This window comes from Kocuria sp. CCUG 69068 (assembly GCF_020833785.1).
GTDB lineage: Bacteria > Actinomycetota > Actinomycetes > Actinomycetales > Micrococcaceae > Kocuria > Kocuria rosea.
In genome coordinates this window covers 1-26,865 of sequence record NZ_PDDL01000047.1, presented here as the reverse complement: position 1 = coordinate 26,865, position 26,865 = coordinate 1, and the positions used below count along the sequence as shown (strand labels likewise).

25 protein-coding genes and 1 pseudogene are annotated in these 26,865 nt (G+C 75.1%); 7 read left to right on the top strand and 19 right to left on the bottom strand.

Translation table 11 applies throughout. From position 1 onward, the window contains the following. Positions 1 to 64: 64 nt before the first annotated feature. From CRM73_RS10675 to CRM73_RS10610, 14 genes are all read right to left on the bottom strand, one after another. On the bottom strand, positions 65 to 829 hold the full coding sequence (locus CRM73_RS10675; protein WP_109221778.1) for an aspartate/glutamate racemase family protein: 765 nt from the start codon (positions 827 to 829) through the stop codon (positions 65 to 67). Positions 830 to 936: 107 nt separating this feature from the next. Further along, complete coding sequence (locus CRM73_RS10670) at positions 937 to 1,356, bottom strand: DUF3151 domain-containing protein (protein WP_017833053.1); 420 nt, start codon at positions 1,354 to 1,356, stop codon at positions 937 to 939. 121 nt (positions 1,357 to 1,477) lie between these two features. Next, positions 1,478 to 2,500: a class II fructose-bisphosphate aldolase gene (fbaA, locus tag CRM73_RS10665; protein ID WP_126346907.1), complete on the bottom strand. Its 1,023-nt coding sequence runs from the start codon at positions 2,498 to 2,500 to the stop codon at positions 1,478 to 1,480. A gap of 99 nt (positions 2,501 to 2,599) precedes the next feature. Next, positions 2,600 to 3,253: a TrmH family RNA methyltransferase gene (locus CRM73_RS10660; RefSeq protein ID WP_229587649.1), complete on the bottom strand. Its 654-nt coding sequence runs from the start codon at positions 3,251 to 3,253 to the stop codon at positions 2,600 to 2,602. After that, positions 3,246 to 3,827, bottom strand: a complete 582-nt coding sequence (gene pyrE, locus CRM73_RS10655) for an orotate phosphoribosyltransferase (RefSeq protein WP_017833050.1) — start codon at positions 3,825 to 3,827, stop codon at positions 3,246 to 3,248. Before pyrE ends, CRM73_RS10660 begins: the two co-directional genes overlap by 8 nt. Before the next feature lie 25 nt (positions 3,828 to 3,852). Next, complete coding sequence (locus CRM73_RS10650) at positions 3,853 to 4,611, bottom strand: SDR family NAD(P)-dependent oxidoreductase (protein WP_017833049.1); 759 nt, start codon at positions 4,609 to 4,611, stop codon at positions 3,853 to 3,855. A 65-nt stretch (positions 4,612 to 4,676) separates the two neighbouring features. Further along, on the bottom strand, positions 4,677 to 5,885 hold the full coding sequence (locus CRM73_RS10645) for an acyl-CoA dehydrogenase family protein (RefSeq protein ID WP_229587647.1): 1,209 nt from the start codon (positions 5,883 to 5,885) through the stop codon (positions 4,677 to 4,679). A gap of 124 nt (positions 5,886 to 6,009) precedes the next feature. Then, entirely contained in the window at positions 6,010 to 6,648 is a 639-nt protein-coding gene (locus tag CRM73_RS10640) for a sulfate/molybdate ABC transporter ATP-binding protein (RefSeq protein ID WP_229587645.1), read from the bottom strand. Positions 6,649 to 6,677: 29 nt separating this feature from the next. Beyond that, a complete protein-coding gene (locus CRM73_RS10635; RefSeq protein WP_017833046.1) occupies positions 6,678 to 7,484 on the bottom strand; it encodes an ABC transporter permease in 807 nt (268 codons plus the stop codon). Continuing rightward, entirely contained in the window at positions 7,481 to 8,239 is a 759-nt protein-coding gene (gene modA / locus CRM73_RS10630) for a molybdate ABC transporter substrate-binding protein (protein WP_017833045.1), read from the bottom strand. Before modA ends, CRM73_RS10635 begins: the two co-directional genes overlap by 4 nt. A 7-nt stretch (positions 8,240 to 8,246) precedes the next feature. Further along, entirely contained in the window at positions 8,247 to 8,645 is a 399-nt protein-coding gene (locus tag CRM73_RS10625) for a molybdopterin-binding protein (protein ID WP_017833044.1), read from the bottom strand. A 61-nt stretch (positions 8,646 to 8,706) separates the two neighbouring features. Beyond that, on the bottom strand, positions 8,707 to 10,512 hold the full coding sequence (gene recQ, locus CRM73_RS10620) for a DNA helicase RecQ (protein WP_017833043.1): 1,806 nt from the start codon (positions 10,510 to 10,512) through the stop codon (positions 8,707 to 8,709). Next, positions 10,509 to 12,863, bottom strand: coding sequence for a glycosyl hydrolase family 65 protein (locus tag CRM73_RS10615; RefSeq protein ID WP_229587643.1), 2,355 nt, complete (start codon positions 12,861 to 12,863; stop codon positions 10,509 to 10,511). Before CRM73_RS10615 ends, recQ begins: the two co-directional genes overlap by 4 nt. A gap of 50 nt (positions 12,864 to 12,913) precedes the next feature. Beyond that, positions 12,914 to 13,777, bottom strand: a complete 864-nt coding sequence (locus tag CRM73_RS10610; protein ID WP_229587642.1) for an enoyl-CoA hydratase — start codon at positions 13,775 to 13,777, stop codon at positions 12,914 to 12,916. A 153-nt stretch (positions 13,778 to 13,930) separates the two neighbouring features. Here CRM73_RS10610 and nadE point away from each other — a divergent pair, with 153 nt between their 5' ends. Together nadE and CRM73_RS19800 are read left to right on the top strand one after the other, a co-directional pair. Further along, a complete protein-coding gene (gene nadE, locus CRM73_RS10605; protein ID WP_035925543.1) occupies positions 13,931 to 14,755 on the top strand; it encodes an ammonia-dependent NAD(+) synthetase in 825 nt (274 codons plus the stop codon). Between the two features lie 115 nt (positions 14,756 to 14,870). Further along, on the top strand, positions 14,871 to 16,733 hold the full coding sequence (locus CRM73_RS19800; protein WP_095649838.1) for an HNH endonuclease signature motif containing protein: 1,863 nt from the start codon (positions 14,871 to 14,873) through the stop codon (positions 16,731 to 16,733). 264 nt (positions 16,734 to 16,997) lie between these two features. On the opposite strand, the gene CRM73_RS10595 is transcribed toward CRM73_RS19800, so the two are convergent. The 4 genes from CRM73_RS10595 to CRM73_RS10580 all read right to left on the bottom strand — a co-directional run bounded on the left by CRM73_RS10595 (position 16,998) and on the right by CRM73_RS10580 (position 20,486). Then, positions 16,998 to 18,290 (bottom strand): CAP domain-containing protein, encoded by a 1,293-nt coding sequence (locus CRM73_RS10595; RefSeq protein ID WP_051063742.1) that lies wholly within the window; start codon positions 18,288 to 18,290, stop codon positions 16,998 to 17,000. A 138-nt stretch (positions 18,291 to 18,428) separates the two neighbouring features. Beyond that, positions 18,429 to 19,154: a hypothetical protein gene (locus CRM73_RS10590; protein ID WP_017833038.1), complete on the bottom strand. Its 726-nt coding sequence runs from the start codon at positions 19,152 to 19,154 to the stop codon at positions 18,429 to 18,431. Between the two features lie 13 nt (positions 19,155 to 19,167). Beyond that, the gene (locus CRM73_RS10585) at positions 19,168 to 20,091 is read right to left on the bottom strand and encodes an ATP-binding cassette domain-containing protein (protein ID WP_109268552.1); all 924 of its coding nucleotides are present in this window, start codon (positions 20,089 to 20,091) and stop codon (positions 19,168 to 19,170) included. After that, positions 20,088 to 20,486, bottom strand: a complete 399-nt coding sequence (locus tag CRM73_RS10580; protein ID WP_017833036.1) for a GntR family transcriptional regulator — start codon at positions 20,484 to 20,486, stop codon at positions 20,088 to 20,090. Before CRM73_RS10580 ends, CRM73_RS10585 begins: the two co-directional genes overlap by 4 nt. Before the next feature lie 112 nt (positions 20,487 to 20,598). Between CRM73_RS10580 and CRM73_RS10575 the strand changes: the two genes are divergently transcribed. The 5 genes and pseudogenes from CRM73_RS10575 to CRM73_RS10555 form a co-directional block, all read left to right on the top strand. Then, positions 20,599 to 21,405 carry an exodeoxyribonuclease III gene (locus tag CRM73_RS10575; RefSeq protein ID WP_017833035.1) on the top strand — a complete coding sequence of 269 codons (807 nt, stop codon included), beginning with the start codon at positions 20,599 to 20,601 and terminating at the stop codon, positions 21,403 to 21,405. A gap of 6 nt (positions 21,406 to 21,411) precedes the next feature. Continuing rightward, a complete protein-coding gene (locus CRM73_RS10570; protein WP_229587641.1) occupies positions 21,412 to 22,284 on the top strand; it encodes a hypothetical protein in 873 nt (290 codons plus the stop codon). Between the two features lie 313 nt (positions 22,285 to 22,597). Continuing rightward, on the top strand, positions 22,598 to 22,903 hold the full coding sequence (locus tag CRM73_RS10565) for a DUF4193 domain-containing protein (RefSeq protein WP_035925540.1): 306 nt from the start codon (positions 22,598 to 22,600) through the stop codon (positions 22,901 to 22,903). A 60-nt stretch (positions 22,904 to 22,963) separates the two neighbouring features. Beyond that, on the top strand, positions 22,964 to 24,211 hold the full coding sequence (locus CRM73_RS10560; RefSeq protein WP_109221790.1) for an MFS transporter: 1,248 nt from the start codon (positions 22,964 to 22,966) through the stop codon (positions 24,209 to 24,211). A gap of 60 nt (positions 24,212 to 24,271) precedes the next feature. Continuing rightward, positions 24,272 to 25,222 (top strand): annotated as a pseudogene (locus CRM73_RS10555) (Gfo/Idh/MocA family protein); the annotation flags it as partial. Here the strand turns inward: CRM73_RS10555 and CRM73_RS10550 are convergent. Further along, the gene (locus CRM73_RS10550; RefSeq protein ID WP_229587640.1) at positions 25,165 to 26,691 is read right to left on the bottom strand and encodes a carboxylesterase family protein; all 1,527 of its coding nucleotides are present in this window, start codon (positions 26,689 to 26,691) and stop codon (positions 25,165 to 25,167) included. The pseudogene CRM73_RS10555 and the gene CRM73_RS10550 overlap by 58 nt on opposite strands. Between the last annotated feature and the right edge of the window lie 174 nt (positions 26,692 to 26,865).

The window sequence follows — 26,865 nt, the reverse complement described above, 5'->3', positions numbered from 1 at the left end:
TGGCCGGGCACCCCGCCCGCGCCGACCGGCTCGGCGCCCTCTTCCGGGCCTGACCCGGGCCCGCTCAGCGCAGCTCGGCCTCGCGGGACGGCAGGGCGCACAGGCGCTGCCCCGGGCCCTCCGGGGTCAGGCCCAGCCGGCGCAGGCCCGCCCACAGCGTGACCTGGTTGGCGGTCAGCACCGGCTTGCCCAGCTCCTGCTCGAGGGGCGCGATGAGGTCGTAGGTGGGCAGGTTGGTGCAGGCGACGAAAACGGCCCGGGCCTCCTGCCGGTCCGCCCGGCGGACGAGGTCCGCCGTCACGGCGTAGGGGACGTGCCAGATGAGCCGGTCCAGCCCCAGGCCCGCGCAGGCGACGACGTCCCTGCCGTCCTCCGCGAGGAAGTCCTCCAGCCGCTGCGTGAGCCGCTCGACGTAGGGGGTGGCGATCGCGAGGGCGGTCGTGCCCAGGGCGTCGAGCGCCTCGAGCAGCGCCTCGGAGGTGGTGAGGGCCGGGACACCGGTCTCCTCGGCGATCGTCCGGGAGATCCGCCGGGCCCCCCGCCGGCCGTGCACGAAGCTGCCGGACGTGCAGGCGTAGACCACGGCCTCCGGGCCCACGGCCGCCAGGGAGCGGGCCGCCGCCCTGATCTCGGCGTCGTCGCCGATCCGCGCGGCCATGAGCTCGTCCACGACCAGGGGGTGGTACGGCGTGCGCGCCACCGCCAGGGACGTCGTCGCGGGCATCCACCGCCACATCTCGCGGTCGAGGGCCATGTCGTAGGGGTTCACCACGCCGAGCACGCGCTGGACGCCGGGGCCCTCCGGGAGGGGCGTCTGCGGGGCGGCCATGCCTCCATGCTGGCACCGCTCCGGCCGGTCGACAACGGTCGTGACCGGACACGACGAGGGCCCGGGAGCCGTCCTCCGACGTCCCCCGGGCCCTGGCGACCGCCGGGTCAGCGCTGCAGCTGCTCCGCGGCGGTGGGGTCCGAGTCGTTGAGGAACTTCTGGATCCGCTCGGCCTCGTCGAACTCGCCGATGGCCGCGGCGGCCCGGCCCAGGGCCGCGAGCGCCCGCAGGAAGCCGCGGTTGGGCTCGTGGGAGAACGGGACGGGCCCGTGGCCCTTCCACCCGTGGCCGCGCAGGGCGTCGAGGCCGCGGTGGTAGCCCACGCGGGCGAAGGCGTAGCCCTCGAGGACGCGGCCCTCGGCGAGGGCGTCCTCGGCGCACATGGCCCACGCGAGGGAGGCCTTCGGGAAGCGCGCGGCGAGGTCCTCCGCCTCGTCGCCCGCCTCGATGCGCTCGACCAGGCCCGGGTCCTCGGTGAGGTAGGTGGGCTCGGGGCCGCCGAGCAGGTTCTTGCCGGTGAGGCTCATGGGGGACGGGGTCCTTTCGGTGCGCGGGACTGCGGGGGCGTGCGGGACGGGCGCGGGAACGACGGCGGCGCCCCGCTCGGGCAGGACGCCGCCGTCGTGCTCCGCGGCCGCGGAGGGGCGGCTACTTGACGGAGGTCCCGGCGGAGCCGAGGTTCTGGCAGGCCTCGACCACGCGGGCGGCCATGGACTCCTCGGCCAGGGCCCCCCACACGCGCGGGTCGTACTTCTTCTTGTTGCCGACCTCGCCGTCGATCTTCAGGACGCCGTCGTAGTTGGCGAACATGAACCCGGCGATGGGGCGGGTGAAGGCGTACTGGGTGTCGGTGTCCACGTTCATCTTGACCACGCCGTAGGAGACGGCGTCGGCGATCTCCTGCGCGGAGGAGCCGGAGCCGCCGTGGAAGACGAGGTCGAACGGGCGGTCCTGGCCGAGCTTCTTGCCGACCTCCGCCTGGATCTGCTGCAGCAGCTCGGGGCGCAGCTTGACCCCGCCGGGCTTGTACACGCCGTGCACGTTGCCGAAGGTCAGGGCGGTGAGGTAGCGGCCGTTCTCGCCGGCGCCGAGGGCCTCGACCGTGGCGAGACCGTCCTCGACGGTGGAGTACAGCTTCTCGTTGATCTCGTTCTCGACGCCGTCCTCCTCGCCGCCGACCGCGCCGATCTCGACCTCGAGGATGATCTTGGCCTTGTTCGTGCGGGCCAGCAGGTCCTGGGCGATCCTGAGGTTCTCGTCGAGCTCGATGGCGGAGCCGTCCCACATGTGGGACTGGAAGATCGGGTCCTCGCCGCGGGCCACGGCCTTCTCCGACTCCTCCAGCAGCGGCAGCACGAAGCCGTCGAGCTTGTCCTGCGGGCAGTGGTCGGTGTGCAGGGCGATGTTGACGTCGTAGTTCTTGGCGACCTCGCGGGCGAAGGCCGCCATGGCGAGCGAGCCGTTGACCATGTCCTTGACGGAGGCCCCGGACCAGTAGGCGGCGCCGCCGGTGGAGGCCTGGATGATGCCGTCCGAGCCGGCCTCGGCGAAGCCGCGGATGGCCGCGTTGAGGGTCTGGGAGGAGGTGACGTTGATGGCCGGGTAGGCGAAACCCTTCTCCTTGGCCCGGTCGATCATCTCGGCGTAGACATCAGGGGTTGCGATGGGCATGCTGGCTCCTTCGGTTCGGGTGTGGCCTGGCTCCCACTCTAGCCAAAGCCGCGCCGCGGGACGACGGGGGGACGGCGGGTGGACGCGGCGGGTCGCCCGTCAGGCGACCGGCTGGCCGAAGACGTGGCGCCGGACCCAGGCGTGCATCGCCACCGCGGCCGCCGCGGAGGCGTTGATGGAGCGGGTCGAGCCGAACTGGGCGATCGACAGGGTGGCCCCGGCCGCGGCGTGCATCTCGGGGCTCAGCCCCGGCCCCTCCTGGCCGAGCACCAGCACGCAGCGCTCGGGCAGGTCGTAGGTCTCGAGCCGCTGCGAGTCGGGGAAGTTGTCGATCCCGATCACGGGCAGGCCCTCGGCGTCCGCCCAGGCGGCGAACTCCTCGACGCTCGCGTGGTGGCGCAGGTGCTGGTACCGGTCGGTGACCATCGCTCCCCTGCGGTTCCAGCGCCGTCTGCCGACGATGTGCACCTCCCGGGCGAGAAACGCGTTGGCGGTGCGCACCACCGAGCCGATGTTCAGGTCGTGCTGCCAGTTCTCGACCGCCACGTGGAACCCGTGCCGGCGGGTGTCCAGATCGGCCACGATCGCGTCCATCGTCCAGTACCGGTAGGCGTCCACGACGTTGCGCCGGTCCCCGTGCTCGAGCAGCTCCGGGTCCCACTGCTCCCCCTCGGGCCACGGGCCCGCCCAGGGGCCGACGCCCACCGCGGGGGCCGGTCCCGCGGTGCCGTTCCCGTCGACGGGGTCAGTCAAGCCCGAGCTCGTCCTTCGTGAAGGCGTAGAGGCACGGCACGCCCGCCGTCTCCTCGATGCGCTCCTTGGCGCCGGTCCGCCGGTCCACGATGATCGCCACGGCCACCACGTTGGCGCCGGCCCGCTGCAGGGCCTCCACCGCGGTGAGCGCGGACCCGCCGGTCGTGGAGGTGTCCTCCACGACGACGACGTCGCGGCCCTGCACCGGGGGGCCCTCGACCTGGCGGCCCATCCCGTAGCTCTTCTGGGCCTTGCGGACCACGAACGTGTCGACGGCCCGGCCCTGGTCCCCCGCCGTGCGCATGATCGCGTGGCCCACGGGGTCCGCCCCCATGGTCAGCCCGCCCACGGCGGCGCAGGAGATCCCGGCCTCGTCGAGCAGCGCCAGCATCACCTGGCCCACGTAGCGCGACGCCTCGTGGTGGAGGGTCACGCGGCGCAGGTCCACGTAGTAGTCGGCCTCGATGCCGCTGGCGAGCGTGACCCGGCCCCGCACCACGGCGAGGTCGATGATCAGCTGGCGGAGGCGGTCGCGGGCCGTCGCGAGGTCGACGGGCGAGAAGTCGGTGGTCATGGGCCCCAGTCTATGGGGCGGGCTCTCAGCGGGGCGCCATGCGCAGCGCCCCGTCCATCCGGACGGTGGTGCCGTTGAGGTAGTCGTTGTCGAGGAACGCCGCCACGAGCTGGGCGAACTCCCCGGGCCGGCCGAGCCGGCGCGGGAACGGCACACCCGCCGCGAGCGCGGCCCGGAACTCCTCGCCCACCGCCGCGAGCATGGGCGTCTCGATCACGCCGGGGGCGATGGTGTTCACCCGGATGCCGGCGCTCGCGAGGTCCCGGGCCGCGGTGATGCCCAGGCTGTGCACCCCGCCCTTCGACGCCGCGTAGGCGGCCTGCCCCACCTGCCCCTCGAACGCGGCGACGGAGGCCGTGTTGACGACCAGCCCGCGCTGGCCGTCGTCGTCGACGGGGTCGGTGGCGGCGATCCGCTCCGCGGCCAGGGCGAGGACCGTGAAGGTGCCGAGGAGGTTCACGCGCAGCACGGTCTCGAACAGGTCGAGGTCGTGCACCCCCTTCTTCCCCAGCACCCGGGCCGAGGGGCCGATGCCGGCGCAGTTGACCACGGTGCGCAGGGGCCCGGCGCCGGCCGCGGCCGCGACGGCCCCGCGCACCTGCTCCCGGTCGGTGACGTCGGCGGGCACGCGGGTGACGCCGGGGACGTCGGGGGCGTTCTCGAGCGCTGCCGGGAGGTCCACGCCGAAGACCCGCACGCCGCGCCCGGCGAGCATCGCGGCGGTGGCCGCGCCGAGGCCCGAGGCGGCGCCGGTGACGAGGGCGGAGGTGTCGGTGACGTCCATGCGGGGTCCTTTCGGAAGGGGCTGCTCGGGGCGGTGGGGGGCGGACGGTGGTGCGGGGACCCGGCTCAGACGAACGCGGAGACGCCGGTGACGGCGCGGCCCACGATGAGGGCGTTGATCTCGTAGGTGCCCTCGTAGGTGTAGAGGATCTCGACGTCGTTGAAGAGCTTGGCCATCTCGTGGTCGGTGACCACGCCGTTGCCGCCGAGCAGGTTCCGGCCCAGGGCCGCGGACTCGCGGGCCAGGGACGTGGTGGTGGCCTTGGCCAGCGCGGCGTGGGGCATGTCGAAGCCCCCGTCCTCCTGGAGCCGGGCGATCTGGGCCATGAGGCCCAGGGCGGCCGTGGCGTTGCCGAGGATCCGGGCGAGGGGCTCCTGGACGAGCTGGAACTTCGCGAGCGGGCGGCCGAACTGCCGCCGGGTCAGGGCGTAGTCGCGGGCGACGTCGAAGATCGCGAGCTGGACCCCGGCGCTCTGCCAGCCCACCCAGGCGCGGGAGTTGCGCAGCATCACGTTGGCCGCGGCGAAGTCCTGTGCCCCGGGCAGGGCGTTGGTCGCCGGGATCCGGACCTCGTCCAGGACGATGTCGGCGTTCTGCATGATCCGCAGCCCGATCTTGTGCTCGATCTTCGTGGCGGACCAGCCGGGCCGGTCGGTCTCCACGAGGAAGCCCTTGACCTTCCCGTCGGCGGTGTCCCGGGCCCAGACGATCGCGACGTCGGCGATCGTGCCGGCGCCGATCCAGCGCTTGGTCCCGGTGAGCACCCACTCGTCCCCGTCCCGGGTCGCGGTGGTGGCCAGACCGCCGGCGATGTCGGAGCCGTGCTCGGGCTCGGTGAGGGCGAAGGCGCCGAGGGCCCGGAAGCGGCGCAGGTCGGGCAGCCAGCGGTTCTTCTGCTCCTCCGAGCCCAGCGCGGCGATCAGGTCGACGATGAGCTCGTTGTGGATCCCCACGAGGGCGCTCAGCGACACGTCGGCCCGGGCGACCTCGGCGTAGGCCAGGCCCCGGTAGAGCCGGCTCGCCCCGGAGAGCTCGAGCTCGCCGAGCCCGTGGGCGGCCAGCGCCGGGAGCAGGTGGGACGGGAACTCCTCGCGGTTCCAGTAGGGCGTGACCACGGGGCGGACCTGCTCCTGGAGGAAGGTGTGCAGGTCGGCCAGCCGGGCGCGTTCATCCGGGGGGAGCAGGGCGGCGAAGCAGAAGAGGTCGGCGTCCGGGAAGGGGATGCCGGGGTGCTGCTCCACGGACGGGGATTCGCCGCGCAGGACGGGAGTCATGGGTGGTCCTCTCGTCGGCCCGTCACGACGGGGTGGGTCGTGTGAGCCGGGTCATACGAAAACGGTGGTGGTCCCGATCGTACTGCGCGGACCGGGGAGGCGCCGGAGCGTTCCGGCGCGGTGCTCAGCCCGCCGCGACCCGGCCGTGCTCGAGCACCACGACGTGCTCGGCGAGGGCGGCGGCGTCCCCGGGGTCGTGGCTGATGACCAGGGCCGTGCGCCCCGCCAGCACCCGGACCAGCAGCTCGCGGACGAGGGGCCGGGCGGCCGCGTCCAGGGCGGAGAACGGCTCGTCCAGCAGCAGCAGCCGCGGCTCGGCCGCCAGGGCCCGGGCGATCGCCACGCGCTGCGCCTGGCCGCCGGAGAGCTGGGCCGGGCGGCGGTCGGCGAACTGCTCGGCGCCCACCTCGGCGAGCCAGTGCCGGGCGGCGGTCCGCGACCGGGCCCGGCCCGCCCCGCGGCTGCGCGGGCCGAAGGCCACGTTCTCGAGCACGCTCAGGTGCGGGAACAGCAGCGGCTCCTGCGCCATGAGCGCGATGCCGCGCTCGTGCGGGGGCACCCAGCGCCCGCGCCCCGTGGCGTCGAGGTCGAAGAGCACGGTCCCGTCGAGGGTGCACCGGCCGGTGTCCGGCACGAGCAGCCCGGCGAGGACGGCGAAGAGGGTGGACTTCCCCGCGCCGTTGTGGCCGGTCACCGCCACGGTGGCCCCCGGCGGGACGCTCAGCGAGAGGTCCACGTCCCGGGCGGCCAGCCGGGCGGTCACGGACAGCCCCTCCGTCGCCGCCGGCCCGGTCACCGCCGGCCCGCCGTCCGGCGCACGGGGGCGGAGAGCCCCACGACGAGGACCGCCACGACCACGAGCACGAGCGAGAGGGCGACGGCGGCGTCCGGGTCCGTCTCCCGCAGCAGGTAGATCTCCAGGGGCAGGGTCCGGGTGGTCCCCTGCAGGCTGCCGGCGAAGGTCAGGGTGGCGCCGAACTCGCCCAGGCAGCGGGCGAAGGAGAGCACCGCGCCGGAGGCCAGCCCCGGCAGCACCAGCGGGAGGGTGACCCGGCGCAGCACGGTGGTGGGCCGGGCGCCGAGCGTGGCCGCGACCTCCTCGTAGCCCGCCGCCGCGCTGCGCAGCGCGCCCTCGAGGCTGACCACGAGGAACGGCAGCGCCACGAACGTCTGGGCGAGCACCACGGCCACGGTGGTGAAGGCGATGCTGATCCCCGCCAGCTCGAGGTGGCGCCCCACGAGCCCGTGGCGCCCGAAGGTGTGGAGCAGGGCGATCCCGCCGACCACGGGCGGCAGCACGAGCGGCAGCAGCACCAGTGCCCGCAGCAGCCGCGCCCCGGGCAGCCGGGCGCGGGCCAGCACCAGGGCCAGCGGGGTGCCCAGCAGCACGCACAGCGCGGTGGAGACGGTCGCGGTGCGCAGGCTCAGCCACAGCGCGGTGCGGGAGGACTCGGAGGTGATCAGCCCGAGGAAGCCGCCCCCGTCCACCCGGGCGAGCATCCCGAGGACCGGCAGGACCACCACCAGGGCGCCCAGGGCCGCCGGGATCCACACCCAGCCGGGGACGGTGCTGAACCCGCGGGGAAGACGCCGGGTCACGGCGCCCCGAACCCCGCCCCGGCCAGGACCTCCCGGCCGCGGTCGCCGGCGACGAGCTCGGTGAACTGCCGGGCGAGCTCCGGCTCGTCGGAGTCCGCGAGCGCGGCGACGGGGGAACGGGTGACGGCCTGCGCCGCCTGCGGGACCTCGACGACCTCGACCGCGTCCCCGGCCGAGCGTGCGTCCGTGGCGTAGACCAGGCCGGCGTCCGCCTGGCCCGAGACGACCTTGCCGAGCACGTCCGTCACGGAGCCCTCCTCGCTCACCGGGCTCAGCCGCACGCCCGAGGCATCCTGGGCCCGCTCGCCGGCGGCGCCGCACGGCACCTGCGGGGCGCACACCACGACCTGCACGCCCGGCTCCGCCAGGTCCCGGAAGGACGCGACGCCGGCGGGGTTGCCGGCGGGCACGACCACGGTCAGGACGTTGGTCGCGAAGACCTCGGGCTCGCCGTCGACGAGGCCGGCCGCCACGGCCCCGGCCATGCTCCGCTCGTCCGCGGTGGCGAGGACGTCGGCGGGCGCCCCCTCCGTGAGCTGCTGGACCAGGGTGGAGGACCCGGCGAAGCTCAGGGACACCTCGATCCCCGGGTGCTGCGCCTCGAACTGCTCGGCGAGCTCGGTGAAGGTGCCGGTGAGGGAGGCGGCGGCGTGGACGTCGAGAACGGTCGCGGGGTCCCCGCCGGCCCCGCACCCGGTGGCGCCGAGGCCGAGGGCGGCGAGGAGGACGGCCGCGGCGGGGGCCCTGGTGCGCACCGCCGCCTCACGCCCCGGGGGTCTCGACGACGACACTGGTCGACTTGACGACGGCCGTGGCCACGCGGCCGGGCTCCAGGCCCAGGTCCCGGACGGCCTCGGTGCTCATGAGCGAGACCACCCGGTGCGGGCCGCACTGCAGCTCCACCTGGGACATCACGGTGTCCGAGACGACCTCGGTGACCAGTCCCACGAACCGGTTGCGCGCCGAGCTGGCGACGTGCGCGGGGTCCTCGGGCCGGACGGCGCGCTCCTTGAGCAGGCGGGCCAGCTCCAGTCCGTCCACCACGGTCTGGCCGGTCGCGCTCCGGGTGCTGTGCAGCGCGCCCTGGTCGATCCAGCGCCGGACGGTGTCGTCGCTGACGCCGAGGAAGCGGGCGGCCTCGGCGATCCTGAGCTCGGTCATGGCGCCATGCTATCCGCATCTACGGTCATTCGTCCGGCACGGCATCCGCAGGTGCGGATCATCAGGCGTCGGCGACGACCTGGCGGACGGCCTCGCCGTAGCGCTCGAGCTTGGCGTCGCCGACACCGGAGATGCCGCGCAGCTCCCCCAGCGAGCTCGGCCGGGCCTGGGCGATCGCGGCGAGGGTCGCGTCGTTGAAGACGACGTACGCGGGCACGCCCTGCTCCTTGGCCACGGCGGAGCGCCAGGCCCGCAGCTGCTGGAAGAGCTCCTGCTGGGGCTGGTCGAGGACCGGCGGCGCGGCGGCGGTCCTCGGCGTGCGGACGGTCCTGGCCCGCTCCGGCTCGCGCCGCAGGCGCACCTCCCGCTGCCCGCGCAGCACCTCCCCGGCGGCCTCGGTGAGCGCCAGGACGCCGTACTCGCCCTGCACCTGGAGCAGGCCCTGGGCGAGCAGCTGGCGCACCACCCCGCGCCACTCCTGGTCGCTCAGCTCGGTGCCGATGCCGAACGTGGTGAGCTCGGTGTGGCGCATCCGCACCACCCGCTCGGTCTCCCGGCCGAGCAGGATGTCCACCAGGTGCCCGGCGCCGAACTGCTGGCCCCGCTCCCGCTGCAGCCGCACGATCGTGGACATGAGCTTCTGCGCCGGGACCGTGCCGTCGAAGGCCTCGGGCGGGTCCAGGCACGTGTCGCAGTTGCCGCACGGCTCGCTCGCCTCGCCGAAGTAGCGCAGCAGCTGCCGACGGCGGCACTGCACCGTCTCGCACAGCGCGAGCATCGCGTCCAGGTGCAGCGTCTGGGCGCGCTTGCGCTGCCGGTCCCCCTCGCCGTCCTCGATCATCCGGCGCTGCTGGACGACGTCCTGCAGCCCGTAGGCCAGCCACGCCGTCGACGGCAGCCCGTCGCGCCCGGCGCGCCCGGTCTCCTGGTAGTAGCCCTCGACGCTCTTGGGCAGGTCGAGGTGGGCGACGAAGCGCACGTCGGGCTTGTCGATCCCCATGCCGAAGGCGATGGTCGCGACCATGACGACGCCGTCCTCGCGCAGGAAGCGGGTCTGGTGCTGCGACCGCACCTCGGCGGGCAGGCCGGCGTGGTACGGCAGCGCGGTGACGCCCTGGCCGGCCAACCACTCCGCGGTGCGCTCGACCGAGGCGCGGCTGAGGCAGTAGACGATGCCGGCCTCGCCGTCGTGCTCGGTCCGGATGAGCTGGAGCAGCTGCCGGCGGGCGTCCTTCTTGGGCCCGACCCGGTACTGGATGTTGGGCCGGTCGAAGCTGGAGACGAAGACCCGGGCGTCGTCCAGGCGGAGGTTGCGGACGATCTCCTCGCGCGTCTCCGCGGTCGCGGTGGCGGTGAGGGCGATGCGCGGGACCCCGGGCCAGCGGTCGTGGAGGATCGTCAGCCCGAGGTAGTCGGGGCGGAAGTCGTGGCCCCACTGGGCCACGCAGTGCGCCTCGTCGACGGCGAAGAGCGCGATGCGGGCGCGGTCGAGCAGGTCGGCCGCGACCGGGAGGCGCTCGGGAGCGAGGTAGAGCAGGTCGAGCTCGCCGGCCAGGAGTCGACGCTCCACGTCGCGGCGCTCCTCGAGGGTCTGGGTGGAGTTGAGGTACGCGGCGCGCACGCCTACCTGCTCGAGGGCGTCGACCTGGTCGTGCATGAGCGCGATGAGCGGGCTGATGACCACCCCTGTGCCCTCCCGGACGAGCGCCGGGATCTGGTAGCACAGGCTCTTGCCGCCGCCGGTGGGCATGAGCACGAGGGCGTCCTCGCCGCCGGTGACCGCGTCGATGATCTCGGCCTGCTGCCCGCGGAAGGCGTCGTAGCCCCAGACGCGGGTGAGCACCTCGAGGGGCGCGGGGCGCGTCACGGCGTGCGGGGGGCGCGCGGGGCGCGTCCCGGGGGCTGGTGCGGGGCGGGGGTGGGCGGGTGCGGCGTGTGCAGCGGCGCGGTCGCGGGGCGCTCGGCCGTGACGGCCAGGGCCTCGCCGTCGATCCGCAGCGCCACCTCGCCGGCATCCCCGTCCAGGACCCGCACGGTCGTGCCCGAGCGGGTGATCTCCACGCCGAGCCGGCGGCCGTGCCACCGGAGGCGGAAGGCGATCCGGTGCAGGCGCTCCGGGAGCCGGGGGGCCAGGCGCAGCTCGCCCCCGTCCGTGTCCAGTCCCCCGAACCCGCAGACCACGGCCAGCCACGACCCGGCGGCGGAGGCCAGGTGCAGGCCCTGCTCGGCGTCCTGCTGGATGTCCCGCAGGTCCACGAGGGCGGACTCGCGCAGGTGCTCGAGGGCGAGGTCCAGGTGGCCCACGCGGGCGCAGACCACGGCCTGCACGCAGGCCGAGAGGGACGAGTCGCGGACGGTGCGCTGCTCGTAGTAGTCCAGGTCCCGGGCGGTCTGCTCCGGGGTGAACGCCTCGGCGCACCACCACAGGGCGAGGACCAGGTCCGCCTGCTTGACGATCTGGCGGCGGTAGATCTTGGCGTAGTGGAAGTGCTCCTCCACGGGGTAGCCGTCGCGCTTGGCCTCGAAGTCCCACTCGCGGTAGGTCGTGAACCCCTCGTTGGAGGGGTGCACGCCGCGCACGGCGTCGTAGGGGATGTGGATCGCGTCCGCCAGGGCCCGCCACCGCTGGAGCTCGTCCGCCGTCACGGAGAGCCGCCCCACGTGCTCGGGGTGCTCCTCGCACGCGTCGGCGGCCGCCCGGAGGTTGCGCCGGGCCATGAGGTTGGTGAAGACGTTGTCATCCACCACGCCGGTGTACTCGTCCGGCCCGGTCATGCCGAGGAGGTGGATGCCGCCCTCGTGGTCCTCGTGCACCATGGCCGCCCACACGCGCGCCGTCTCCACCAGGACGTCGACCCCGCCGACCTCGGTGAGGTCCTCGCCGGTGGCGTCGGCCCACCAGCGGAAGGCCCGCGCGATGTCGGCGTTGACGTGCATGGCCGCGGTGCTGGCCGGCCAGTACGCCGACGTCTCGTGCCCGTCGATGGTGCGCCACGGGAAGGAGGCGCCGCCCAGGTCCAGGACCTGCGCCCGCTCCCGGGCCCGGTCCAGGGTCGAGGAGCGCCACTGCAGGAGCCGTGCGGCGTCCCGGGGGCGCAGCAGCGCCAGGGCCGGCAGCACGAAGCCCTCGATGTCCCAGAAGGTGTGCCCGCTGTACCCGCCGCCGGTCAGCCCCTTCGCCCCGACCGGGGCGCGGCTGACGCAGGCCGCCGCCTGCAGGAGCTGGAACAGGTCGAAGCGGATCGCCAGCTGCAGCTCGGGGTCGCTGTCGATCTCCACCTCGGCGCTGTCCCAGTACTCGTCCAGCTCCGCCCGCTGGTCGGCGAGCAGCCCGTCCCAGCCGCGCCGCCGCGCCCCGGTCATCGCGGCGAGCACCTGCTCCCGCAGGTCGGCCGAGGGGTCCGCGTCCGAGGACGCGTGGCAGAGGTACTTGACGAACCCCACCCGCTGCCCGGGCCGGAGGTCGGTCACGAGGGTGGTGACCACCTGGTCGTCGTCGCACTGCGTGCTCACGGCGCCGCCGGCCGGCATGTCGACCTCGTGCTCGACCGCCGCGGCCACCCCGATCTCGCTCCCGTGGGTGCGGTGGACCAGGACGCCGCCGGTCTCGTGGCAACGGCTGAGGCGGGCGCGGAACGGCTGCTCCAGGACCGCGGCCACGCGCGGGTCCTCGTTCTCCACCTTGGGCGGGGTGCCGTTGACGACCAGGTCGGAGCGCAGCACCGCCTGGACCGTGCGGTCCAGCGCCTCGACCTCGTAGCGGATCGCCGTGACGGAGCGCTGGGTCAGCGAGACCAGGCGGGTGGACGTCAGGCGCATCCGGGCGCCGCGCGGGGTGACCCACTCCGTCTCGCGGCGCAGCGTGCCCGCGCGCAGGTCGAGCACGCGGTCGTGCTGCTCCGGCGGGGACTCCCGGACGTCCAGCTGCACCCCGTCCACCTGCAGGCGCACGGTGCTCCCGTCGGCCACGCCGATGATGGCCTGCCCGTGCTCCGGGTGCCCGTAGCCGCCCTCGGGGTAGGACAGCGGGTGGTACTCGTAGACCCCGGCCAGGAAGGTCCCGCGGGAGGCGCTGGGCTGCGCCTCGTCCAGCGTGCCCCGGATCCCGACGTACCCGTTGGACAGGGCGAAGACGGACTCCAGGGCGCCGTGCGCGCCGGGGTCGAGGGCGGACTCGCGGACCTGCCAGGCGGAGGCATCGTTCGACGGTTGAGGCATGGCACCACGTTAGCTCCCGCGGCCGGGCGGCACCCGGCCGCGGCGGGGGTTCAGCGGTGCGTGAACCGCGGCTCGCGCTTCTCCGCGAACGCGGCCATGCCCTCCTTCTGGTCCTCGGTGGCGAACAGCGCGTGGAAGAGCCGCCGCTCGAGGTGCACGCCCTGCGCGAGGGTGGTCTCGAACGCGGTGTCCACGGCTTCCTTGGCCGCGAGGACCGAGGGCAGGGACTTCGCCGCGATGGTCCCGGCGACGTCCAGGGCCTCCGCCAGCAGGTCCGCCGCGGGCACCACGCGGGAGACGAGACCCGCCCGCTCCGCCTCCGCGGCGTCGAGGTGCCGGCCGGTGAGGACCATGTCCATGGCCTTGGCCTTGCCCACCGCACGGGCCAGGCGCTGGGAGCCGCCCATCCCGGGGATCACCCCGAGGTTGATCTCGGGCTGCCCGAAGCGGGCCGTGTCCGCGGCGATCAGCAGGTCGCACATCATCGCGAGCTCGCACCCCCCGCCCAGGGCGTAGCCCGAGACCGCGGCGACCACGGGGGTGCGCACCCGGGTGAAGGCGTCCCAGCCCGCGAACCAGTCCGCGAGGTACATCTCCGGGGCGCTGCGCCCCGCCATCTCCTTGATGTCGGCGCCGGCGGCGAAGGCCTTCTCCGAGCCGGTGAGGACGATCGCCCCGATCCCCGGGTCGGTGTCCAGGGCGGTGGACGCGGCGACGACCTCCCGCAGGGTCGCGGCGTCGAGGGCGTTGAGCGCCCGCGGCCGGTTCAGGGTGATGATCCCGACCCTCCCGCGGGTCTCGACCAGGATGTTCTCGTACGTGCTCCCCGAGACGTTCCGTGAGGTGTTCCCGGAGGTGTTCCCAGGGGTGTCCTCGGCGGTGTTCCGGCGGTCGGTCCCGTGCTGCTCGCTCATGCTGCGCTCCTGGTTCGCTCGGTCGGTCGGATCCGGTGCTCCCGGGGGCGGCTCCGGTGCGGGGGCATGGCCCGCATCCTACGCAAGGGCCCCGCCGTTCCGGGACCGTGTTCCCCTTGCCCGCCCGGGCGCGGCCCGCACTAGCATGGGCCCATGCGGACACTGCAGGCAGCAATCATCGAAGAGATGGGCGTGAAGCCCGAGATCGACCCCGAGCAGGAGATCGAGGCGCGCGTCGGCTTCCTCTGCGACTACCTGCGGGCCAGCGGCACGAAGGGCTTCGTGCTCGGCATCAGCGGGGGCCTCGACTCCACGCTGGCCGGCCGGCTCGCCCAGCTGGCGGTCGAGCGGGTGCGCGCCGAGGGCGGCGAGGCGGAGTTCGTGGGCGTGCGCCTGCCCCACCGGAAGCAGCACGACGAGGAGGACGCCCAGGCGGCCCTGCGCTTCGTCGCCGCCGACCGCACCATCACCTACGACATCGCCCCGGCGGTGGACGGCTTCGAGCACGGCTTCGAGGGCGCCACGGACCGGGAGATCTCCGACTTCAACAAGGGCAACATCAAGGCCCGGATGCGGATGATCGCGCAGTACGCGATCGCCGGGGAGCACAACTACCTGGTGATCGGCACCGACCACGGCGCCGAGTCCGTGACCGGGTTCTTCACCAAGTACGGCGACGGCGGGGCGGACGTGCTGCCGCTGTTCGGGCTCGACAAGCGGCAGAACCGGCTCCTCGCGAAGACCCTCGGCGCCGAGGAGCGGCTGTGGGCGAAGGCCCCCACCGCCGACCTGCTCGACGACGCCCCGGGCCAGACCGACGAGGCCGAGCTCGGGCTGTCCTACGACGACATCGACGACTACCTCGAGGGCCGCGAGGTCGCCGACGCCGTGGCCGAGCAGATCGAGCACCGCTGGCGCATCACCCGGCACAAGCGCACGACCCCCGCCACGATCCTCGACGACTGGTGGCGCTCCTGACGCCCGGAGCACCCGCACCACCACGGAGCCGCGCACCCCGATCGGGGTGCGCGGCTCCGTCGTCGTCGGGGCCCCCACGGCTTAGCGAGTCTGAGGTGCTGGGGAGAATGGTTCCATGACGGCGACGGCGCAGCGGCGGACCCGGACCCCGGTGGCCGGGGAGGAGTCTCCGGCGCGGCCGGTGCTCGCCGAGGCGGCCGGGCACGGACCCCGCAGCGTCGCGGCGCACGACACCGCGGGGCAGGACGCTCCGGGGCGTGCCTCCGTGGTGCAGGCCATGAAGGTGCAGGACGCCGTGGCGCAGGTGGCTCAGGGGCGGGACGCTCAGGTGCAGGGTGCTCAGGGGCCTGCCGCCGAGGTGCGGGCTGCCGCGGCGGGTCTGGTGGAGGCCGCGGCGGCGGAGGCGCGGGCGGTGGGCGCGCAAGTGCGCTGCATCCACCGGTTGTGGCTGGCCGGGCAGGCGGCGCGCACGGCGGCCCGGTTCCAGGCGATGGCGCAGGCCGAGGCCGAGATCGCCGCCGGCGGGTTCCTCCGCCCGGACCCGCTGAGCCCGCTGGCCGAGGCGGAGCACCAGCTGCTCGTGGACGTCGCGGCCGAGGTCGGTCCGGCCCTGCGGCTGCCGGCGGGCACGGCCCGGCGGCGGGTGGAGGACGCCGTGCTGCTGGCCGAGATGCTCCCGGAGGTCCTCACCGCCCTGGAGGAGGGCCGGATCGGCTCGCCCCAGGCCGCGGTGCTGGTCGATCAGTGGCGTGAGCTGATCACCCAGGCCCCGACCTGGGCCCCCGGCCGGTGCGACCCGCCGCCGGTGGCGGCCGTCGGCCGGCTGATCGCCGAGCTGCTGGACCGGGCCCCGCACGCCACCGCCGCGCAGCTGCGCGCGACCGCCCGCACCCGGCGGGCCGTGCTCGTGGCCGGCGCCGAGGAACGCGCCCGCCGCGCCGCGCGCAGGGCCCGGGCGGTGTGGGTGGAGCCGGCCGCCGACGGCACGGCCTGGCTGCACGCCCTGCTGGAGGCCCCGGTGGCCCTGGCCGTGCACGACCGGCTCGAGGACCTGGCCCGGCTGCTGGGCCAGGACGTCCCGGACCCCGCACGATCGGGGCGGCCGGGACCGCAGGATCAGGAAGAGTCCGTGCCGCGCTCGGTGTCGGAGCTGCGGGCCGACGTGCTGGCGGACCTGCTGCTGGACGGGGTCCTGCCGGAGAAGCCGGGCTTTCCGCGCGGAGTGCGGGCCCGGGTGAGCGTGCTGGTCCCGGTCTCGGTGCTGACGTGCGCCGGCACGGCCGGGGGCGAGTCGGCCGGGGACGGGGTTCCGGTGCTGTCGGGCTACGGGCCCATCAGCGCGGAGGTGGCCCGTCAGCTGGCCGCCGGGGCCGGGGCGTGGCACCGGGTGCTGACCCACCCCGTGACCGGAGTGGTCCTCGACCACGACCGGACCGTCTACGCCGTGCCCCGGGACCTGCGCCGGCTGGTCGAGCTGCGCGACGGGACCTGTCGCTTCCCCGGGTGCCGGCGCCGGTCCGAGGCCTGCGATCTCGACCACACGGTGGCCTGGGCCCGGGGCGGGCCCACGGCCGAGCACAACCTGGCCGCCCTGTGCCGCCACCACCACCGGGTCAAGCACCGCCACGGCCACCTCGGGGCCTGGTCGGTGCGGCGGATCACCCCCGGCCCGCACGACGGCACCGCCCCGGGCACGGACGGCAGCCCGCCCGGAGGAACGGCCGGGGGCGCGGCCGGGCACGCCGCGGTCCTGGAGTGGACCTCACCGGGCGGGCTCGTGCACCGCACCGCACCCGAGCACACGGCTGCCCGCCCCGAACCCGAGCACACCGCTGCCGGCACCGCACCCGACTGCCGGAGCGCCCCGGCCACCGGCCGGCCGCCCGGCAACCCTCCGCCCGTGGGTCCGGCCGCTGATCCTCCGCCCGGCGGCCTCCGGCTCGACGACCTCCCGCCCGATGACCCCCCGCCGTTCTGAGACCGGCGAGCCCGCGGCCTCCTGGGCCCGGCTCCCCGAGGCCGGTGTCGTGGTGAGGTGGTCCGGACCGGCCGCGCGAGCGCGCCTGTTGCCCACGGCCGGGAACGACCCGCAGCCGTTTCCCCTGAGCATCCCCTCAGGTCACCAGGGCCGGAACCGCGGTGGAACCGCCGGACGATCCGACGAACCGTGCGCGCCACGTCGGAACACCCCCGGCTCGGCCGATCCCACCGCACGGAGAGACCGACTTCAACCGCTTCGGGCTCAGCGGGTGGCCCAGGTGCGCCCCGCGGCGTAGTGGACGGTGACGCCCTTCGAGAAGCGCTGGCGCACCTCGGCGCCGTAGCGGTACTCGTCGGTGACGGGGAAGCCCCAGCCGCGCTCGGAGCCGGCGGCCTTCCAGGCCCGCCCGATGGCCCCGTACTGCTTGACCGCGCGGGAGCCCGTCCCGGGACTCCACAGGAGCATGGTGGAGCGACCGTCGCGGCGGAAGACCTGGTACGCCCCACTGGTGGCCGGGCGCTCGTCCGTGACGGGCAGGCCGAAGTGGTGCTCCCGGCCGGCCGCGACCCACCGGCCGCCGATGGATCCGTAGTTCTTCACGGCCATCGCGCCGTAGCCGGGGGCCCAGTAGACGGTGGTGGTGCGGGTGCCCTTCCGGAACTGCTGGTAGACGCCGCCCTCGATCAGGCCGCCGCGCTCGTTCATGGTGGGCTCCCCGAGCACGGCCGCCCCGCCCAGACGGTGGTACTTGGTGCCGATCGCCCCCCGGACTGCGTAGGACGGCGCCGTCACCGGGGGTGCCGTCACCGGCGGCACGAACCCCTGCGCCGGGCTCGCGACCGTCCCGGGCACGGCCTGCCCGGCCGGATAGGCGTAGTAGTAGATCGTCAGGTAGGTCTCCCACCCGGGACCACCCGAGCCCGACGTGGCGACGTGACTGACCCCGATCCCGAGGTGGGTCAGGTCCCGGGCGAACTGGTCGGTCCCGTTGCGGGGGAAGAAGTCCAGCAGGTAGTGCGCGAGCGCCTCGACCGCCTCGACGCCCTCGAAGGGGCCGGTGAAGACGCCCTTCCCGTAGTACTGGTCCATCCGGATCCCGCCGGCAGGGGCGCCCGCCCAGGGGTCCGGGTTGCGGGACTCCTTGCGGGCCCCGGCCATGGTCTCCGCCCACTGCTGGGCGTTGCGGGACAGCGCGGTGTTGTAGACCAGCGGGGCGCGCCTCGCCTGGCCGCGGTGGTCGTTGACGATCTTGAAGGCCTCGGTGATGTCCTCGACCGTGGTCGGGTGGGCGCCGGCCGACGCCGCCCCGGCCAGGCCGCCGGCGGCCGGGTCCTCCGCGGCCGCCGGCGCCGGAACCCCGGCCGGGGCGGCGTCGGTGCCCGAGCCGCCGTGCAGGCTCAGGGCGGGCGCGCCCGCGGTGGCGGCCGGCTCGGCCGGACCGGACAGCTCGGGCAGATCGACCGGAGGAGTCGGGGCTGCGAGCGCCGCCGGAACTCCGCCGAGGAGGAGGGCGAAGGTGGTGGACACGACGAGCGCGGTCCGTGCGAGGTTCATGGGGGTCTCTCCCTGCTGGGGGCGGCGCCGCCGGGGGCACGGGCCAGCAGGAAATTAGCATGTGCAACCACCCGGTGGAAGGGCGCGCGGGGAAACCCCTGGTCCCCCGGCGCGGCGGCGCTGGCCGCGCCGGGGTGCTCAGCGGACGGAGACCCGGCGGTACAGGCCCCAGCCCAGCAGCGCGAGCAGCACGGGCGCCGCCGCGGCCAGGAGCACGAGTCCCGCCGGGACCCCCGCGGAACCCGCGCCGACGGCCGCGGCGGAGCCCGCTCCGGTCGCGGCGGCCCACACCAGCACGGCCAGGGTCGTCACGACGGTCCCGATGATGGACAGCGTCAGCGCCACGGGGCCGCCCCGGACGTACACCGTGGCGAAGACCGCCCCGACCAGCTGCGCCCCGAGGTAGACCAGGAACGCCACGAGGAGGGCCCACGCCGGGGACCCTCCGGCGAAGACGCGGACGTCGAAAGCGGGCAGGCCCAGGAACCAGCCGCCGGTGGCGCGCTCCAGGAGCAGGAACGCGGTGAGGACGGCCGCGGCCAGCAGGGCGTGGAGCACGAACGTCAGCACCGAGCCCCACCACATCGACCGGCGGGTGGCCCCCAGCGCCAGGGCGAGGGGCGTGCTCGTGCCGATCACCTGGGCGGCGTGGACGAGCAGGGCGATCCCGGGCCACCAGAGCAGGACCTGGTTGTAGCGCAGGCCCTCGGCCACGGCGCCCAGCGGGGCGCCCAGGACCACGTGCAGCACGACCCCGGCGAGCAGACTGAGCAGCCCGGACACCGTGATCACGCCCACGACCATCCAGACCCCGGCGGACCGGTTGACGGTGTTGAGCTTGAGGACAGGGGTGAGTCGTGACATGGCGGAGGTCCTCTCAGGCGTTCTGGAGCTGGTCGGCGGGCACCGGGACGAGCCCGTGGGCGGCCACGGCCGACTGCAGGGAGACGGCGTCGATCTCGATCCCGTGGCGCGCGGCGGCCGCCCGGGCGTCGTCGTCGTGGGGCGCCGCCACGGTCACGGTGCGCAGCGCCCCGATCCGCTGCTCGCGGGAGACCTGCTGCTCGAGGCGCCGCTCGGCCAGGTAGCCGGCGACGTCGGCGGCGGGCCCCGCGACCGTGTGGGCGCTGGCGCGGGCGGTCTCGAGACCGGCGTCCAGCACGAGCCGCCCGCGGTCGAGGAGCAGGACGTGGTCGAGGAGGTTGGCGACCTCGTCGACCAGGTGCGTGGAGATCACCACGGTGCGCGGGTGCCGCGCGAAGTCCTCGAGGAGCCGGTCGTAGAACAGCTCCCGGGCCACCGGGTCCAGCCCGCCGTAGGGCTCGTCCAGCATCGTGAGCTCCGCGCGGGACGCGAGGCCCAGGACGATGCCGAGGGCCGTGTGCTGACCCGTGGAGAGCTTCTTGATCCTGGTCCGCGACGGGAGCCGGAGGTCCTCGGCGAGACCGCGGGCGAGCTCCTCGTCCCAGCCGGGGTAGAACGCCGGCGCGGCGTCGAGGACGTGGCGGACCCGGAACTCCTCGGGGTAGCGCTGCCGGTCCCGCAGCAGCACCGTGCGGGAGAGCGCCTCGGGGTTCTCCCACCCGGGGCGGCCGAACAGCTCGACCCGCCCGCCCCGGTCGGGGCGGACCTGCTGGCCGATCACGGACAGCAGGGTGGTCTTGCCGGAGCCGTTGCGCCCCACGAGTCCGTAGATCCGGTCCGGGGCGAGGTCGAGGTCGACGCCGTCGAGGGCCCGGGTCTCCCGGTAGGTGCGGGAGACGCCGCGCAGGGCGACGACGGGGGCTGGCGTGCCGTTCATGGGGTGGACTCCTGACGGGTCGGTGCGGCGGCCTCGGACCGGCCGAGGGCGGAGCGGACGAGGTCGAGGACGTCCCCCGGCGGGAGCCGGAGGGAGTGCGCCTCGGTGACGAGCGGTGCCACGTAGCGGTCGGCGAACTCCTGCCGCCGCTGCTCGAGGAGCCGTTCCCGGGCGCCGGCGGCGACGAACATGCCGATGCCGCGGCGCTTGTAGAGGATCCCCCGGTCCACGAGCCGGTTGACGCCCTTGCCGGCGGTGGCCGGGTTGATCCGGTAGAAGGCGGCGAACTCGTTGGTGGACGGGACCTGGGTCTCCTCCGGATAGGCGCCCGCGAGGATGTCGGCGCAGATCCGTTCGGCGATCTGCTGGAAGATCGGGCGGTCGTCGGCGATCACGGCCCTCCCCCTCACTGGTTCATTAGTTATGTAACTAACCATGGCACCTGGACCGGTGCTGCGCAAGGGGTGCTGAAAATTCCCGTCCGGGGCAGCCGGTAACGTGGGGCCCATGAGGATCGCCACCTGGAACGTGAACTCCGTCCGCGCCCGCGCCGATCGTGTGGAGGCGTGGCTGCAGCGCTCGGACGTGGACGTCCTGGCCATGCAGGAGACCAAGGCGAAGGACGACAACTTCCCCTGGGAGCTCTTCGAGTACATGGGCTACGACGTCGCCCACTTCGGCCTCAGCCAGTGGAACGGCGTGGCGATCGCCTCCCGGGTGGGCCTCGAGGACGTCGAGCGCACCTTCCCGGACCAGCCGGCCTTCGGCAAGCCCGGCGAGGAGCCCGTGCAGGAGGCCCGGGCGATCGGCGCCACGTGCGCCGGCGTGCGCGTCTGGTCCCTCTATGTCCCCAACGGCCGCGGCCTGGAGGACCCGCACATGCCCTACAAGCTGGAGTGGCTGCGCGTGCTCAAGGACCACGCCAAGCAGTGGGTCGACGAGGACTCCACGGCGCAGGTCGCCCTGGTGGGCGACTGGAACGTGGCCCCGCAGGACGAGGACGTGTGGGACATGCAGTTCTTCCTCGACAACGGCCTGACCCATGTCAGCGCGCCCGAGCGCGCCGCCTTCCGCGCCTTCCTCGAGGAGGCCGGCTACCTGGACGTGGTCCGCCCCCGGCACCCCGGCCCGGGCGTCTACACGTACTGGGACTACAAGGGCCTGCGCTTCCCGAAGAAGGAGGGCATGCGCATCGACTTCCAGCTCTACTCCCCCGCCCTGGCCGGCCGCGTCACCGACGCGTCGATCGACCGCGAGGAGCGCAAGGGCAAGGGCGCCTCGGACCACGCCCCCGTCGTCGTCGAGATCGCCTGAGCCGCCGTGGCCCAGCTGCTGCAGGTCGGCCGGACGTTCCGCTCGGCCACCGGGATCCCCCACCAGTTCGCCCTGCGGGTGTACGTGCCCGCCGAGGAGCTCGACGCCGTGTACGCCCCGCTGGTGCCCCGGGCCCTGTCCCCCGAGGAGGCCGGGGTCAACGAGCTGACCGAGCAGCTCGCCCGCCTGGCCGAGCCGGGCCAGGAGCCCCTGCCCCCGGCCGTGGAGCCGCTGTGGACCCTGCCGTTCTCCGCGGCGCCCCGGGGCCGGGACATGCTCGCGGCGGGGGTCGGGGACTTCCCCGTCTACCACCCCCCGCAGCGGCTGCGGCGCTCGCTGCGGCTCGTGGCGCTCGCCGAGGAGGAGGGCGGCCAGCCCCTGCCCAACCTGCTCATCCCCGAGGACGCCGTCCGGGCCGCGGGCGATCGCGTGAGCCGGGAGCACTTCGTGCCCGTCCACGCGCGCCAGTCGGCGTTCACCGTCCCCATGGCGTGGTTCTCCCTCTTCACCGCCCAGGACCACACCGAGAGCTTCCACCACGGCAACCGCGTGCACCGGTGCGCGGTGCCGGTGGACCTCGCGACCCGTCGCGTGGTGCGCGCCGCGCAGGTGGTGGAGGACGCGGGCGGCGAGGACCTCGAGGACCTCGCCGAGGACCTCACGCACCTGGGCCGGTGGCTCGGGGCGTTCTCCGCCAACTCCCTCGTGGTCCTGCACTACGGCTCGCTCGCTGACCCGTTCCAGCCGGACGAGAGCCCGCAGGACTTCTCGGACGCCGTGGAGCTGCTGGCCGCGCGGGACGCCCACGGCGCCGCCGTGGCGTTCCGCCGGCTCATGCACCGCTGGCTGCGCCTCGCGCACCTGGAGAGCGCCAGCTGACACCGGACCAGGGCCGGGCGGCGTCCTGCGCGGCGCGCCGGATGGCGTGCAACGCACCCAGGGCCATCTCGTCGAAGTGGCCCTGGACGGCGGTGAGGAGGTCACGGACGCTGAGCGGGTGCTCCGTGCTCGGCGCACCAGGGACCGATCCGGGCCCCTCCGGGGTGCGACGAGGATCACGCCCGAGACGCCGCACTTCGCCGGGACGCGCGGGGACTCGACAGTTGCCCATGTCGTAGGGGTACACTCTGGTCCTTCCGTGCAGGGCACCCTCTGCACAGCACCACCCCGTTCCAGGAGGACGCACCACATCATGGCCACCGATTACGACGCCCCGCGCACCCGGCCCGAGGACGAGCCGGCCAACGAGTCCCTGGAGGCGATCCAGGTCCAGCGCAGCGCCACCACCCAGACCGCGGTCATCGACGCCGAGGACTTCGACACCGCCGAGGGCATCGACCTGCCCGGCGCCGACCTCTCCCACGAAGAGCTCACCGTGGCCGTCATCCCGGAACAGGTCGACGAGTTCACCTGCGCCTCCTGCTTCCTGGTCCGGCACCGCTCCCAGCTGGCCCGCCAGTCCGGCGAGACGCGGTACTGCACCGACTGCGAGGGCTGAGCGGACCGCTCCGTCCGGCCCGCGCCCCGGTGCCGCCGCACCCCGTGATAGAACAGGCCGGTGCGCCCGTCCACCCCGCCCCCTGACCGTTCCGCCGTCCCGCCCCGCGTGCCGGGGTGGCTGGTGGTGCTCGCGGTGGCGGTCGTGGCGGTCAATCTCCGCCCCGGGGCCACCTCCGTGGGGCCCGTGCTCGCGGAGGTGCAGCAGGGACTGGGGCTGAGCCCCACGATGGCCGGCGTGCTGACCGCCCTGCCCGGGCTCACGTTCGCCGCGGCGGGGGCGTGCGCGGTCGCGCTCTCGCGCAGGACCGGCATCAGCGGTGCCGTCACCGCCGGCCTGGTCCTGGTCGCCGCCGGGCTGCTGGCCCGGTCGGTCACGGGATCGGTGCCGGTGTTCCTGCTCCTGTCCGTGCTGGGCTTCGCCGGCATGGCCGTCGGCAACATCCTGGTGCCGGCGTTCATCAAGCGCCACGGGGGCCGGCGCACGGCGGCGCTGAACTCCCTCTACACGACCGGCCTGGCCGTCGGCGCCACGCTGCCCCTGCTGGCTGCCGGGCCGCTGGCCGCGAGCGGGCCCGACGGGTGGCGTGCCGCTCTGGGCCTCTGGGGCCTCGTGGCCCTGGCCGCCGTGGTCCCCTGGGTCCTGGTCACCGTCCGCGACCGGCGCGAGCCCGCCACGACCCCCGGCCGCGCCCTGCGTCCCGGCCGCGGCACCTCGATCCTCCGCTCCCGCACCGCCGTGGCGCTGTGCGTCTACTTCGGCATCCAGTCGATGCACGCCTACGTCCAGTTCGGCTGGGTGGCCCAGATCTACCGCGACGGCGGCCTGGGCCAGGCCCAGGCCGGGCTGATGGCCGCCCTCATCGCCGCCATGGGCATCCCGGGAGGGCTCCTCATGCCCGTCCTGGTGGCCCGCTCACCGCGCCTGCGGCGGTGGATCGTGGGCCTGGGCGTCTGCATGGTCGCCGGCTACTCCGGCCTGCTCCTGGCGCCCGCCACCACACCCTGGGCCTGGGCCCTGCTCCTGGGGGTGGGCGGCTTCGCGTTCCCCACCGCCCTGGCGCTGCTCACGGCCCGCTCCCGGGACCCCCGGGTGACCGCGCAGCTGTCCGGGTTCACCCAGCCGGTGGGCTACCTGCTCGCGGCGGCCGGGCCCTTCGCCGTCGGCGCCCTGCACGAGGCCACCGGCAGCTGGACCGCTCCCCTGCTGCTGCTGATGGGCACCGCGGTGCTCCTCGTCGTCGCCGGCGGCGTCGCGGCCGCGCCCCGCTTCGTCGACGACGAGATCGCGGGCCCGGACGGGCCGTAGCGGCCCGGTGCGGCCCGGTGCGGCCCGGTGCGGCCCGGTGCCAGGGGCTATCGTGACCGCATGACTGATCAGGGTGCAGGACGAGTGCTCACCGCCGGACTCGTCGGGTACGGCATGGCCGGGCGGGAATTCCACGGGGACCTGCTGCGGCGGGCCGGCGGGCGGGTCACCGACGTCGTCACCGGCGACCCGGAGCGGGCCGCCCGCGCGGGCGCCGACTGGCACGGGGTGCAGGTGCACCGGGACCTGCCCGGGCTGCTGGAGCGCTCGCGGCCCGACGTGCTGGTCGTCGCCTCGCCCACGGGGCTGCACGTGGAGCACGCGCTGGCCGGCCTGGAGGCCGGGATCCCCGTGGTGGTCGACAAGCCGCTGGCCATGGACCACGAGGGCGCGGTGGCCGTGGTCCGCCGCGCCGAGGAGACCGGGACCCCGCTGACGGTCTTCCACAACCGGCGCTGGGACAGCGAGCAGCTGACCCTGGCCCGGGTGCTCGCCGAGGGGCACCTCGGGGACGTGCACCGGTTCGAGCGCCGCTGGGAGCGGTGGCGCCCGGTGCCCAAGGACCGGTGGCGGGAGAACGCGGTCGGCCGGGGCGGCGGGCTGCTGCTCGACCTCGGTCCGCACCTCGTGGACGCGGCGATCCAGCTGTTCGGGCCGGTGGCCGCGGTGCGGGCCGAGCTGCGCGCGCTGACGACCCCGGCCGAGGACGACGTCTTCCTGGCCCTGGACCACGCCTCGGGCACGATCAGCCACCTGTGGGCCGGGGGCCTCGTGGGGGCGCCGGGGCCCCGGACCCGGGTGCTCGGCTCGGCCGGCGCCTACCTCGTGGCCGGGCACGCCGACAGCCCCGGCCCCTTCGACCTGCTGGACCCCGGGGAGGGCATGACGGGTCTGCTCGTCCGGGGCACCGGGACCGACCCCGTGCCCACCGCCCCCGGCGAGCCCGCCGACTTCTACCGGGCCGTGGCCCGGTGGCTCCTCGGCGACGGCGAGGCCCCCGTGGACCCGTGGGACGCCGTGGCCGTCGCCGCGGTGCTGGACGCGGCCCGGCGCAGCGCCCGCACGGGGGCGCGGGAGATGCCCGCAGCGCCCTGAGCGCGGCGCACCGCGCCGAGGACGCAGCCGAGGACGCGCTCGAGGGGTCGTGCACCCGTGGCCGCGCGGTAGCGCAGGACGCCGGGGACCGCCCCGGCGTCCGCCAGCGGCTCGCCGCGGGCGAAGCCGGCCCACAGCCGCCGGAGGCGCCGGCCGTGGGCCTGGACGTCCTCCCACGGGGCCCCGGCGAGCAGCCCGGTGCCGGCCCATGCGGCCTCGTCGCCGAACAGGAGCGGGAGGTCGACCGTGTGGGCGGATCCGTACGGGCTGCCCGGCGCGCTCCAGGTGAGCAGGTAGGTGTGGGCGCGGCCTCCGGCCCGGGCGTGCCGGGCGGCGAACCGGCGGACGGCCCGGCCGTGGACGGCCGCGGTCACCTGCCCCACGACGGCGCGGCGGAGCACGGGGCCGAGCAGCGGGACGCGGGTGACCCGGTGGAGGAGGGGCAGCGTGGGCAGGTAGAGCCGGGCCTCCTCGGCGGTGTGGCCGATGAGCACGTCGATGTGCGGGGCCACGCGGTCCCAGGCTGCCTCGACGCCCTCCTCGGCGGGCAGGGGGTGGTGGCCGTACTGGGTGCCGAACGGCATCCGGCCCCGGAGCCCGAAGGAGGACGCGCCGGCCTCGACCTCGGCCTGCAGCGCCACCACCTCCGCGGCCGGCGTCCCCGCGGTGACAGCACCGGCCGCGCCCGCCATCGCCGCGGTCATCGCCGCCCGGCCGCGGGCGATGCCCAGCGGAGGGCTCTGCAGGATGGCCCGGCGGAACAGCAGCTCCGCGCCCGGGACGGCCATGAGATGGGCCACGGCGTCGCCCCCGGCGGACTGGCCGAACACGGTCACCCGGTCCGGGTCGCCGCCGAAGGCCGCGATGTTGCGCCGCACCCAGCGCAGGGCCTCTAGCTGGTCGAGCAGACCGAGGTTGGCGGGGCGGCCCCGGCCCGCGCCGAGGTAGCCGAACAGTCCCAGCCGGTAGGTGACGCTCACGACCACGACCCGCTGCTCGGCGACCAGGGGGCGGGGATCCATGATCGGGGCGTCCCCGGCCCCGGTGGTGTAGGAGCCGCCGTGGATCCAGACCATCACCGGCAGCCGTTCCGCCGGCCCCCGCTCGAGGGGCAGGGTCACCGACAGCCGCTGGCAGTGCTCGTCCCGCGGGAGCCCGGCGAGGGTGTCGCCGAGGACCCCGGTGAGGAAGGGTGAGTGCGCCTGGGGGCAGGCCGGGGCCGGGCGGGTGGCGTCGAACGGTTCCTCCCGGTCCGCGACCGGGACGGGCGCGGCGAACCGGTCCGCCGTGGCGTACGGGATCCCGGTCGCCCGGACGACGTCGCCGTCGACCCGGCCGCGCACCGGCCCGCAGGGAGGCGCGAACGCGCGCGTCGGAGTGGTCATGCCCTCTTCTACCACGCGGCCCGCCCGGGACGGGGGCGGGCCGGCTTCCGCGAACGCGGCTGCGCCCGGCGCACCGCGCCCGGGGCGCCCGTCGCCCGCCCTGGGTAGATTGGACCGTCGACCGACAGGAGCCCGCCCATGACCGCACACCCGCAGCGCCCGGCGCCGCTCCGC